The organism is Pseudoalteromonas sp. 78C3 (genome assembly GCF_002836695.1).
Taxonomy (GTDB): domain Bacteria; phylum Pseudomonadota; class Gammaproteobacteria; order Enterobacterales; family Alteromonadaceae; genus Pseudoalteromonas; species Pseudoalteromonas arctica.
The window spans coordinates 1-13,069 of the sequence record NZ_PJAV01000082.1; the positions used below are offsets into that span (position 1 = coordinate 1).

Genomic DNA, 13,069 nt, shown 5'->3' on the forward strand with positions numbered 1-13,069 from the left:
GTTATGTAGAGACTCTAAAATAGCATGGGAAGCGGTTGGTAAAGTAAATTACGAGCGCAAAGAGAGTGAGAAAGGAAATGCAATATTTAGGCGCTCACTGTATGTGGTAAAAGATGTTGCTGAAGGCGAGTTATTTACACATGAAAATGTAAAAAGTATTAGACCTGGTTATGGTTTAGCTCCCAAGTACTTACATGAGGTACTTGGAAGCGTAGCCACGCAAAGTATTAAAGCTGGAACAGCTTTAAAAAAATTGTATGTAGAAAATAGAAAAAAATAATCTAACATACTTTCTTATGCAATTATTTAAGCTATTTCATGCTAATGGTTATCAAATGATGAAAGGTTTTACACAGAATTTATAATTCTGGTTACAAATAATTGCAAAGTTTTTTATAGCTAGATTGCTCATCTGACTCTACTTCAAGTATAATACTCAGAGAATCAAGCCGTTAATGCTAAATTCTACAAGGATGGTGCATGTCAATGTATATTATTTTTATCAACCAAAAGATTTCAACGTGAATAAACTTTTTTCTAATTCATATATTTGCCATTTTCTTGGTATCGTTTTCACATCAATATGTGTTGTTTTATCTTCAATGTATCCAATATCTGAAGAGTCTGTTAGAAACTCGCTTATTTTAGTGTGTGGGAGTTATTTGGCAACGGCATTCGCTTTACCTTTAGTTGCAAAGTATCTATTAGTTGATCGTAAATATTATATAATACCTGTAATATTTTCTGTTTATGGTATCTCTTTATCTCTAATATTATTATTACGGTTTGATTATTCTTTATATCTTTTAGCAATAGGAGCGGCTTTTAGTTTTGTTTGGCTTTTTATTACTACTATTTTGAGAACAGGACATAAAAAGCTTACTTTACATGTAATAGATAACTTTGACACGCAAGATCTAATTGACCATGAAAACCTCGACGTTTACTTTTTAACTGAACCATATAGGCAATCTGCAATTAAGGATGGCTTAGTTGTTGATCTCCACAAAAATATTACTCATCATCAAGAGAAGTTTATTGCTGATTGCAGCCTTAATAACATCCCAGTTTTCCATGCGGATAGTATCAAAGAGATGATTGATGGAAAGGTGCAAATAAAACATTTATCTGACAATTCAATTGGTACCTTACAGCCTAATCCAATTTATCAAATATTTAAACGCCTTTGGGAGACTGTAATTATTGTTTTAACACTCCCCTTAACTCTTTTAATTATGGTTCTTACAGCTATTGCTATTCGATTAGAAAGTCGAGGCCCTGTTATATTTACGCAAGAACGTGTAGGACAAGCTGGTCGAGTTTTTAAAATTTATAAATTCAGAAGTATGACGGTAAAAACTAGTTGTGCAGAGGATAAGTTTGCTACTGAAGAGCATGCTAGAATAACTCGCATAGGTAAGGTGATTCGAAAAGTAAGAATTGACGAATTACCACAGTTTTTTAATGTTCTAAAAGGTGATATGGCATTAATTGGCCCACGGCCTGAACAAGAATCTTTTGTTAAGCTATTTGAACAAGAAATTCCATTTTATGGCTATAGGCATATAGTAAAGCCAGGTATAACTGGTTGGGCGCAAACTGTACAAGGTTATGCTGATGATACGGATTCAACAAAAGAAAAGTTAGCATATGACCTTTATTATATTAAACACTTATCTTTTTGGCTTGATCTTAATATTGTATTTAAAACCATCAGGACAATGCTAACGGGGTTTGGTGCAAAGTAACCAACTAGAAAGTGTGGAAAGACGTTAATATAAAATTTTGATATTCATATTTAAAAGCTCAATCGTTAAATAAATGGAAGAATCTCCGGTTTGAAATTGCAGCTATTGGTAATAGAAATTTTTAGTTATATATACCGATAGCTGGTATTTAGTAAGCCTCGACAGAAAGGGGTGATTAATATTGTCTTAAAATCACATTTTATCTGCTCGACTAAAGTTTAATATCTGTTAAGTACTGCCGTATTTTTAAATTGCCAGCGTTATCTCTGCCAAAAAGTCACTTTAACATGGCGATTATTTTTAATACCTAAATTTAATAGTGAAAACATAAAACGAGTCATCGATTAATACAATAATGATTATTTATATAGTAACTTAAGCTTTGTGACTAAACTGAATAACCCAAGTCGCTACTCAGCAAGTAAAAAAATTAGGTAATTACTTACAAAGTGAATTTAAATTTTTGAAATGAGAAGGTGGCTGGACAGTCCACGCTGTTAATAATTTAGCTTAAGACGATAGCTCACTTAAAAATTCAGTTAATCGAAGAACTCTCACAATTGCACCAATATAATTGCCTTCTTAGTGCTAGGTAAACTTAATTTATTATTTAAAAGTTATTAGCCACCGCACTGGTGTAGGAGCTATTACGGGGATTTACTTTAGACTACCACTTCAAATTTCGATATACATACTGCGTAATTACCTTGATTACATTTAATTCAACTCAAAAGTTGTACTTACAGTAAAAATAGATCTATAAATATTTACTGTTATAAACTACTTTCCAATTTCTATAATTGCACCTCGGTCCAAAACAGCCCTGTACTTATCTGCCAAAGCAGCTTTAGCATCATCATCTCCATGCACAATTTTTATCAGGCTTGGCTTTTTATGCATACCCGTAACAAACTTAATTAATCCGTTTTGATCGGCATGGGCGCTGTACCCGCTAATTGTATGTACTTTTGCGTTTATAGTAATGCGAGCATCATTTATAAAAACATACCCATTACGTGGTCCATATGTTTGAATTTCACGGCCTAAAGTTTTATTACCTTGGTAACCTACAAATAATACATCGGTGGTTTTATCATTTAAAAATCGCTCAAGATAATTAACTATTCGGCCACCTGTGCACATACCGCTTGCCGCTAATATTATGGCTGGTGTTTGCCGCGAACTTAAATAATTAATAATAGCCATGTGCTCTTTGTGTGAATCAACCGTAGTTAGATTTTTAAAATCGAGCGGGTGCCTACCATTTGCAACTTTGCGTTTGGCCTCGCTATCCCATAAGTGCTTAAACTTTTTGTATTGCTCAGTAAAATTGGCTGCCATAGGGGAGTCGAGTATTACGTGAATGTCTCGCCACTTAGACTTTTTAGATGAGCTATGTATGAGTTGCTCAAGCTCATATAGCAGCTCTTGTGTGCGGCCAATACTAAAAGCAGGTACTAAAACAACACCGTTGTCGGCTACGGCGCGTTCAATAATACTTTTTAGCGTTTTTGTACGCTCTTTACGGCCTTGATGATTTTTATCACCGTAGGTTGATTCAATAACTAGAGTATCGGCTTTATAGGGCGGCTTAGGCGAAGGGAGTAGCGGGGTATATGGCGCACCTAAGTCTCCTGAAAATACAACACGGTGTTTGTTGTTATCACCATTTGTAATATCAATTTCTACGTAAGCCGACCCCAATATATGGCCCGCACGCTGAAATCTCGCTTTAGCTTTATTGAGCCCTTTGCAAGGTAGTTCAAACCACGTTTTATAATCTACAGCAACTATACGTTTATTTAATAAGCTTAAGCAGGCAGCTATAATTTTAGGGTCGCGGGTTACACCCACTTTTAAAGCATCTTCAATTACTAAAGGTAATAAGCTGGCCGATGCAATACTTGTAAAAATAGGGCCCTTAAAACCGGCTGCTAATAAGTAAGGTATTCGACCAACATGGTCAATATGGCAATGGGTAACAATAAGCGCAGTAACATGGGTAATATTAAACTCAATTGAAAGGTCGGCTTTAGAGTCTTCGCCTTGAAATAATCCGCAATCAATAAGCACACTTGTTTGCTCATTAACTACCAGCTCGTGGCACGAACCAGTAACGCCATTAACCGCTCCGTGGTGAAGTATTTGCATTGTGCTTCCTTGTCATCAATTTGTTACATTGAATTTTAAGGTAGAAGTAAAGCCATAATTATTCAAGGTTCTAACGCTTGAGCTAAATTAATAACCTCACCTTCAGCATATTATCTGTAGGTGCGAATTTACTTCGCGCTCAACCAACCTAGCGTTACCAAAAGCGAGGTATAAAACCTCACCTACAAACATGTACCAACCAGTAGGTGCGAATTTATTTCGCGCTCATGTTTTAACACCTAAAAAAGCGAGGTATAAAACCTCACCTACAAACATGTACCAACCGGTAGGTGCGAATTTACTTCGCGCTCATGTTTTAACACCTAAAAAAGCGAGGTATAAAACCTCACCTGCAAATATGTACCAACCGGTAGGTGCGAATTTACTTCGCGCTCACGTTTTAACTCCTAACAACAAGCGAGGCATAAAACCTCACCTACAAATATATACCAACCTGTAGGTGCGAATTTACTTCGTGCTCTTGTATTAACTCCCAAAAAGCGAGGTATAAAACCTCACCTACAAACATGCACTAACCTGTAGGTGCGAATTTACTTCGTGCTCGTGTTTTAACTCCTAACAACAAGTGAGGTATAAAACCTCACCTACAACATGCGCCAACCTGTAGGTGATAATTTATTTCGCGCTCGTATTTTAACTCCAAAAAAAGTGAGGTATAAACCTCACCTACAAATATGCACCAACTTGTAGGTGCGAATTTACTTCGCGCTCTTATTTATATATTTATTAAAAAAATATTAATTAAATTTTTTAATAAATTTTCGCGGCTAAACTTTTGTTTAGCCCAATCTAAACATGGCTTTATAGGTACTAAACTAGCGTTAAAGCCTTTACTCCCTTTAAACTCAATAACAATATTTATTAAAGTGAGTGGCTATTAACCACTAAGGCGTATTTACATAGGCACTCTATGTTGGCTATAATGTCGCCGCTGTTTAGTTTGGAATTGTATTTTTTGCAATTTAGTTATGTATTAAGGGCTACTATGGAATGTTGGTATTTAGTCGTATGCAAACCAAAGCAAGAAGAGAGAGCCAAAACTAACTTGCAAAATCAAGGGATTGAAGCGTTTTACCCCAAATTAACTACCGAAAGGTTGGTTAAAGGTCGTCGGACCGTCAAACACACTGCTTTATTCCCTAATTATTTATTTGTATGCCTCGAATCAAAAAATGGTAATTTTTTTGCTGTAAAAAACACCCGTGGAATAGGCGGTTTTGTTTCTTATGGAGCAAATTACCAGTTGGTTTCTAAGCACATAATTGACCAGCTAAAAAATGAACGTTCACACACTACTGAATCACAAATACCAAAAACAGGTGATGTAGTCAGTGTGAATAACGATTCATTCAGTAATATACAAGCAATATACAAAGAGCCCGATGGCGACTTGCGCAGTATTTTACTAATTAACTTACTTAATCAAAAAATTGAAGTAAGTGTAGATAATAAAGATATTAAACAACAATAACTAAAAGCGTAGCAGCGGCTTTATGCCGCGTGAATTAAAACGTAGCAGCGGCTTTATGCCGCGAAAAAATAGTTTTATATCAGTAACTAGGAACTGTGACCTAAGGGCGGAAGCGTGCCCAAAGCACTTAAACCTACGTGGCTAAGTTCACTTGTAGACGCGCAGCTTGCTGGCGTGACGAGCAAAGCTCGTAATAAGGGTTATTCACAAAAGGGTTAAGAGCACACTGAGCTTTAAAGAAGTAAACAGCCTAAAGCACTTGTTTAAATGGCTTCTCATTTACTCCTCATTCGCTTCTCTTTGTGTAATTATCAATAAATTGATTCAAAAAGAAGTTAAGAACACGCTGCGCTTTTAAGTGAAAGCCCAGCGGCAAAGTTTAACACCGTGGCTAAGTTCACTTGTAGACGCGCAGCTTGCTGGCGTGACGAGCAAAGCTCGTAATAAGGTCTATTCACAAAGAGGTTAAGAGGGCGCTACGCTTTAGAGAAGTAAACAGCCATAAAGTACTTGTTTAAATGTCTTCTCATTTACTCCTCATTCGCTTCTCTTTGTGCAATAAAGCTTTAAGTGGTTAATCTGAAGAGGTCGAGCACACTGCGCTTTAAAGAAGTAAACAGCCATAAAGCACTTGTTTAAATGGCTTATCATTCACTTCTCTTTGTGCAATTGGTGATGAATGCGTTAAGTGTTTTGCTAAAAACGGCTATCAATTAAATTTATTCATAAAGACCTTATGAAAATACTGATATAATTTCAGTGTTAATTAAAAACTTAGTTACAAAGCTTTTACAAAGCAAAGACTATTGCTTCACAATAGTGCACATGCTTTAATTAGTCGGCTAAAATACAAGTGCTCACCAAGGTTGGTGAGTAAGTGCAATATTTAAATAATTTTGGGATTCTACAATGGCGTTAAGCTGTAAATCACTCGCATCAATACTCGCAATACTAAGCATGACCGGCTGTACAATAGTACCAGGCAGCCACTTTGAAGGTATAGACTCAGGCGAGCAAACACAAAACCTCGAACAAGATCTCGAAAAAGTAAACATTCAAATAATAGACTCGCTACTAATAAATAAACAAAATCAAGCGCGTATAGCAGCTAAACCAATTTCAAGCACCGATGGTTTAAACGTAAGTAACTACGAATACAAACTAGGTGTTGGCGACGTACTAACAATAGGCGTATGGGATCACCCAGAGCTAACAATACCCGCAGCAGTACAACGTACCGCAGAGTTTGACGGCTTTAGAGTACAACGAGACGGCACCATTACTTACGCTTATGCACCAAATATACCCGCAGCAGGTAAAACAATAAGCCAAGTACGCAACGAGCTTGTAAAACGCCTAAGCCGAGTAATAGAAGACCCTCAAGTAGACGTAAAAGTAGTTGGCTTTAGAAGCCAAAAAACCTACGTTACCGGCGAAGTAAAACAACCTGGTGTATACCCAGTAACCGAAATTCCACTGACCTTAATTGATGCCTTAAACCAAGCTGGCGGCTTAACTGATGCAGCCGATTGGCGCACTGTTACATTTACCCGTGGCGATAAAACAGAAGTTATTAAACTTGATGACTTTTATGCCCATGGTGACATTTCGCAAAACCGTTTATTACAACATGGCGACATAGTGCATGTAAATCGTAACGATGCACAAAAAATATTTGTATTAGGTGATGTTAAAAAAGCAGGTTCAGTAACGCTTAACCGTTATGGTTTAAACTTGGCCGAAGCGCTAAGCGACTCAGGCGGCTTAAATGAAGCAACAGCCGACGCTAACGGTGTATTTGTACTGCGTAAAAGTGACCTGGAGCAAACCGGCGTTATTGCAAACGTGTACCAGTTACACGCTAAAAATATAGCAGCAATGGTATTAGCTGAGCAATTTGAGCTACAACCGCGCGATATTGTATACGTAACATCGGCACCACTTGCCCGTTGGAACCGTGTAATTAGCTTACTATTACCTTCAATCGCTACTGTAGATAGTGTTGACGATATAACTGCAAACTAAGGGTTTTTAAAAATGTTTGATTCAGTTTTAGTGGTGTGTGCAGGTAACATTTGCCGCAGCCCAACAGGTGAGTATGTTTTAAAGCAAAAGCTTGAAGGCAAAAATATTAAAGTATCGTCTGCAGGGTTAACAGCACTTGAAGGCAAACCAGCAGATGCAAAAGCAAAGCAAATAGCACTCGCACATGGCGTTAATATGGATGCTCACCAAGGCCAGCAGCTTACATCAAGCTTAGTAGCGCAAAACAGCGTAATACTCGTAATGGAAGAACGCCATTTAAACGACGTACATGCTCGCTACCCAGAGGCGCGCGGTAAAACGTTTTTACTCGGCAAATGGATTAATAACGCTGAAATACCCGATCCGTACCGCCAAAGCCAAGAGGCTTTTGAACACGTTTACACATTAATCGACAGCGCGTGTAGCGCTTGGCAAAAGTATTTATAAGGAATGGCTAATTTAATGAATACCCAGCCGAATAACAGCGCTAGTAGCGCTAATAATAAAAACACTAATAACACACAACCAACGCAAGAAATTGATTTAATGGCGCTATTAGGCGCATTGCTCGATCGCAAATATTTTATAGTAGCGGTAACTGCGTTGTTTATGTTTGTAGGTGTTATTTATGCAGTATTGAGTACCCCTGTTTATCAGGCAACAGCCATGATACAAGTTGAAGACGGCGGCGCATCAGTTCCTGGTTTTGACGATATGGCAGGCATGTTCGAAAGTACATCAGCTGCAGTAACCGAAATAGAGCTATTAAAGTCGCGTAGTATAATAGGTGAGGCAGTAGACACTTTAAAGCTTGATGTAATAGCAGAGCCTAAGCTATTCCCGTTTATAGGTAGCCGAGCATATCGTAAATTCACCCCAATGGAAAATGGCGACTTAGCTGAACCTAGTTTTGGAGCAAGCAGCTACGCATGGGGCGGTGAAAGTATAAATGTATTTAGATTTGATGTACCACGTTTTGCAATTAATCAAGGGTTTACCTTGATAGCACAGGCTAATAATAGCCTTGTACTTTTAAATGGTGACGGTGAGCAAATATTATCGGGTAAAGTGGGCGAGGAACTTACAAACGGTAAGTTTAACCTAACCATTCGTACTTTAAATGCACGCGCGGGTACAGAGTTTACAATTACCCGTAAAGATCGCTTAAATACTATTTTAGACCTTCAAACTGCAATTGGCGCAAGCGAAAAAGGTAAAGACTCAGGCATAATTAACTTAAGCTTACAAAGCACTAAACCAAGCTATGCCGAAAAAGTACTCGATAAAGTGGCCGCTATTTATGTACGCCGTAATGTTGAGCGCAATAGTGCCGAGGCACAAAAGTCGCTGGAATTTTTAGAAGTACAATTGCCTGAAATTAAAAAACAGCTTGAATACGCAGAGCAACGCTTTAATGACTACCAAATAAAACGCCAATCAATAAATATAACGCTCGAAACACAAGGCGTGCTTGAACAAGTTGTAAAGCTTGAAACTAAATTACAAGAGCTAAACCTAAAGCGTTTAGAGCTTGGCCGTAAGTTCAAAAAAGATCACCCAACATACCAAGGTATACTTGAGCAAATAGAGGCGGTTGAAAGCCAAAAGCAAGAGCTTGTAGGTGAGGTAGGTAATCTGCCAGAAACTCAACAAGAGCTGCTACGCTTAAAACGCGATGTTGAGGTAAGCAACCAAATTTACACACTACTACTTAGCAAAACACAAGAGCTAGATATAGTACGTGCAGGCACTGTAGGTAACGTACGTATTATTGACTACGCTGAGGTAAACACCAGCAAGCCAGTTAAACCGAAAAAAGCATTAATAGTGGTAATGGCCACTATGCTAGGTGGTATGTTAGCTGTGGCTATTGTGCTTATACAAAAGGCAATGCATAAAGGGGTTGAAGACCCAGCTGAAATTGAAGCGCTAGGCTTACCTGTATACGCAAGTGTACCGCACTCAGACTATCAAGATAAACTAAGTGGCTTTGCCGAGCGAGCCCGTAAAAACAAAACAAATAAGCCTAAAAGCATATTAGCGCTTGATAACCCAGCAGACCTAGCAATAGAGGCCCTACGTAGTTTACGTACCAGTTTGCACTTTGCGATGATGGAAGCTAAAAACAATATTATTGCTATATCGGGCCCAAGCCCAAGCGTAGGTAAATCGTTTATATCGGTTAACTTAGCCTCTGTACTCGCTCAAAGCGGTAAAAAAGTACTTATTATTGATGCCGATATGCGTAAAGGCTACTTGCAAACCCAGTTTGGTTTAAAGTGGGACGATGGCTTGAGTGACTACCTATCAGGTCGTTTAAACCTAGAGCAAGTTACTAAGCCAACTAAGGTTGAAGGTTTAAGTGTTATAACGCGCGGTCAAATACCGCCAAACCCTTCTGAGCTATTAATGCATAGTAACTTTAGTAAATTAGTTGAAGAAGTAAGCGCTGCTTACGACATTATAATTATTGATACGCCTCCAATACTTGCAGTAACCGACCCCGCAATTGTAAGTGCGCATACGGGCACTACATTACTTGTAACGCGTTTTGGGCAAAATCATGTGCGAGAAATAGAGTTAACCCGTAATCGCTTTGAACAAAATGGTATCGATGTAAAAGGCGTGGTATTTAACGGTGTTGTTAAAAAAGCCAGTAATGCATACGGCTATTACGGGTACTATAATTACGAATATAAAAGCGATAAATAATATTCAATATACTAAAAAGGGCCTATTGGGCACTTTTTATAAAAAGTATAAAAACAAGGTATTACAATGAGATAGTTTAAAATGACTGTCTCAAAGTGGAAAAAAGTGTCTCAGGGGTTAATTAAAAAGCTGAGACATTAAATTGCTAAAATACAACTGCATAACGACCAATCGGTTACTCGTAGTGGGAATGCTGGGATGTTTTACACCGTAAAATAGTGAAAATTAACTCCCATTCCTCTATGAAGTTGACATATAAACGTAACTAAATTTGGTTACGGTAAAATCTAAATTTGATTTATTAAAGGATATAAAAGTGAAAGTATTAACGGTATTCGGTACTCGGCCTGAAGCTATTAAAATGGCTCCACTGGTTCATGCTCTTGCCGCAGATGAGCGTTTTGAATCAAGATGTTGTGTGACAGCGCAACACCGTGAAATGCTAGATCAAGTACTTGAACTATTTAAAATATTACCTAATTACGATTTAAATTTAATGAAAGCTGGGCAAACATTACCAGAGATAACCAGCCGTATTTTATTAGAGCTAACACCGGTTCTTAAAGAGTTCAAACCTGATGTAGTGCTGGTACATGGTGACACGGCAACTACGTTTGCAGCAAGCTTTGCAGCATATTACGAGCAAATAGCAGTGGGGCATGTTGAGGCTGGTTTGCGTACAGGTAACATTTATTCACCATGGCCAGAAGAAGGTAATCGTAAACTAACCGGTTCTTTAACAAAGCTTCATTTTGCGCCAACAGAAACTTCGAAAACAAATCTTTTAAAAGAAAACTACACGAGTGAAAATATATTCGTGACCGGTAACACCGTTATAGATGCGCTATTACTCGTTAAGCAACAAATAGAAAATGACACCGATTTAAGTAATACGTTAGCTAGTCAGTTCCCAATGCTTGATGAAAACAAAAAGCTTATTTTAGTTACCGGCCACCGCCGCGAAAGCTTTGGTGGTGGATTTGAGCGAATTTGTGAGGCATTAGCGCAAACAGCTAAAGCGCACCCAGATTGCCAAATACTTTACCCTGTACACTTAAATCCAAATGTTCAAGAGCCTGTAAAGCGTATATTAAAAGACGTTGATAATGTGCACTTAATAGAGCCTCAACAATACTTACCGTTTGTGTACTTGATGAATCGGTCGCATATTATTTTAACAGACTCAGGTGGTATCCAAGAAGAAGCACCAAGTTTAGGCAAACCTGTATTAGTTATGCGAGATACAACTGAGCGCCCTGAAGCAGTCGATGCTGGTACGGTTAAGTTGGTTGGCACAGATATAGCAAAAATAACCTCAGCATTAAACGAGCTCTTAACTAATGACGGGTCATATAAAACAATGAGCCGCGCTCATAATCCATATGGCGATGGTAAAGCGTGCCAACGGATTTGTGATATTCTTGCAAAAAATTAACTTGTAGCAGCGGTTTTATATCGTGTTTTAACATTATAAAAAATAAACTCTCAAACTTAAAAATATATAAATAAGTTTGCGTTAAGAGATTTAAAATTAAAGTTATAGAACCTATTTAAAAGGACTACCATGTCATTTAATACGATTTCAGTTGTTGGTTTGGGCTATATTGGCTTACCGACTGCAGCCATGTTTGCATCACGAAAAATAAAAGTAATAGGGGTTGATGTAAATCAACATGCAGTTGACACTATTAACCGTGGTGAAATTCATATTGTAGAGCCAGATCTAGACACTATAGTTCATGCAGCCGTGACTGAAGGGTATTTAAAAGCAACAACAGTACCAGAACCAGCGGATGCATTTTTAATCGCTGTACCAACTCCATTCAAAAGCACTTTAAATACAGGAAATGACTCAGCAATACCTGAACCTGATTTAAGTTATATCAAAAAAGCCAGTGAAGCTATCGCGCCAGTGCTTAAAAAAGGTGACTTAGTAATACTGGAGTCAACATCACCAGTGGGTGCTACAGAGCAAATGGCCGAATGGTTGGCAGCAGCGCGCCCAGATTTATCGTTCCCGCAAGTTGCTGGTGAAGAAGCTGATGTCAACGTAGCGCATTGTCCTGAGCGAGTATTACCAGGGCATGTAGTGCGTGAACTAGTTGAAAACGATCGTGTCATTGGTGGTATTACCGCTAAATGCTCTGCCCGTTCGGTAGAGCTTTACAAAACATTTGTACAAGGTGAATGTGTTATAACTAACGCCCGCACCGCAGAAATGGCAAAACTTACAGAAAACTCATGCCGAGATGTACAAATTGCCTTCGCTAATGAATTATCAATCATTTGCGATAAGTTAGACATAGATGTATGGGAATTAATATCGCTTGCTAATCGCCACCCACGTATTAATATTTTACAACCAGGCCCTGGCGTTGGCGGACATTGTATTGCAGTAGATCCATGGTTTATAGTTAGCAAAACACCGGATGAAGCACAAATAATTCATACGGCTCGAAAAGTGAATGATGGAAAACCGTTATGGGTAATAAATAAAGTTAAAATTGCTATTGCTGATTATTTACAAGCTAATCCAACTAAAGCAGCAAAAGACGTGACTATTGCTTGCTATGGCTTAGCATTTAAGCCTGATATAGATGATTTGCGTGAGAGCCCAGCTTTAAATATTACAAAGCAAGTAGCTGAATTACATTCAGGGACTGTTATTGCTGTAGAGCCTAATATAAAAGAACTACCATTTAATATAACGACATTTGAGTTATCTACATTTAATAATGCAAAAAAGAATGCAGATATTCACTTGTTATTGGTAGATCATAAAGAATTTAAATTTAATAAAATAAACACTGCTTATTTGGTTGATACAAAAGGCATTTGGAAATAGAGTCAAGGAAAAATTATGTTAAATAATAAAACAGTTTTGATCACCGGTGGTACAGGCTCATTTGGTAAAAAATTTATAGAAACTATTTTAGCGCGC

Annotated in this window: 10 protein-coding genes; 9 read left to right on the top strand and 1 reads right to left on the bottom strand. The window is 37.9% G+C overall.

The window, feature by feature from the left end; genetic code table 11:
• Nucleotides 1-280: SAF domain-containing protein (locus tag CXF76_RS01700; RefSeq protein WP_232785080.1), on the top strand; the 280-nt coding region annotated here is incomplete at its 5' end.
• A gap of 241 nt (nucleotides 281-521) precedes the next feature.
• Nucleotides 522-1,748, top strand: coding sequence for an exopolysaccharide biosynthesis polyprenyl glycosylphosphotransferase (locus tag CXF76_RS01705; protein WP_024589829.1), 1,227 nt, complete (start codon nucleotides 522-524; stop codon nucleotides 1,746-1,748).
• A 780-nt stretch (nucleotides 1,749-2,528) separates the two neighbouring features.
• On the opposite strand, the gene CXF76_RS01710 is transcribed toward CXF76_RS01705, so the two are convergent.
• Complete coding sequence (locus CXF76_RS01710) at nucleotides 2,529-3,899, bottom strand: MBL fold metallo-hydrolase RNA specificity domain-containing protein (RefSeq protein ID WP_101162900.1); 1,371 nt, start codon at nucleotides 3,897-3,899, stop codon at nucleotides 2,529-2,531.
• A gap of 1,006 nt (nucleotides 3,900-4,905) precedes the next feature.
• On the opposite strand from CXF76_RS01710, the gene rfaH reads away from it, so the two are divergent.
• The 7 genes from rfaH to CXF76_RS20765 all read left to right on the top strand — a co-directional run.
• Nucleotides 4,906-5,391, top strand: coding sequence for a transcription/translation regulatory transformer protein RfaH (gene rfaH, locus CXF76_RS01725; RefSeq protein ID WP_101162903.1), 486 nt, complete (start codon nucleotides 4,906-4,908; stop codon nucleotides 5,389-5,391).
• Between the two features lie 909 nt (nucleotides 5,392-6,300).
• Nucleotides 6,301-7,416, top strand: coding sequence for a polysaccharide export protein (locus tag CXF76_RS01730; protein WP_101162904.1), 1,116 nt, complete (start codon nucleotides 6,301-6,303; stop codon nucleotides 7,414-7,416).
• A gap of 12 nt (nucleotides 7,417-7,428) precedes the next feature.
• Complete coding sequence (locus CXF76_RS01735) at nucleotides 7,429-7,863, top strand: low molecular weight protein-tyrosine-phosphatase (RefSeq protein WP_007582278.1); 435 nt, start codon at nucleotides 7,429-7,431, stop codon at nucleotides 7,861-7,863.
• 15 nt (nucleotides 7,864-7,878) lie between these two features.
• Nucleotides 7,879-10,128 (top strand): polysaccharide biosynthesis tyrosine autokinase, encoded by a 2,250-nt coding sequence (locus tag CXF76_RS01740; RefSeq protein WP_101162905.1) that lies wholly within the window; start codon nucleotides 7,879-7,881, stop codon nucleotides 10,126-10,128.
• Nucleotides 10,129-10,444: 316 nt separating this feature from the next.
• Nucleotides 10,445-11,563, top strand: a complete 1,119-nt coding sequence (gene wecB, locus CXF76_RS01745) for a non-hydrolyzing UDP-N-acetylglucosamine 2-epimerase (protein ID WP_101162906.1) — start codon at nucleotides 10,445-10,447, stop codon at nucleotides 11,561-11,563.
• Nucleotides 11,564-11,692: 129 nt separating this feature from the next.
• The gene (gene wecC, locus CXF76_RS01750; protein WP_101162907.1) at nucleotides 11,693-12,973 is read left to right on the top strand and encodes a UDP-N-acetyl-D-mannosamine dehydrogenase; all 1,281 of its coding nucleotides are present in this window, start codon (nucleotides 11,693-11,695) and stop codon (nucleotides 12,971-12,973) included.
• Nucleotides 12,974-12,988: 15 nt separating this feature from the next.
• A partial coding sequence (locus CXF76_RS20765; protein WP_232785070.1) for a polysaccharide biosynthesis protein occupies nucleotides 12,989-13,069 on the top strand: 81 nt, incomplete at its 3' end.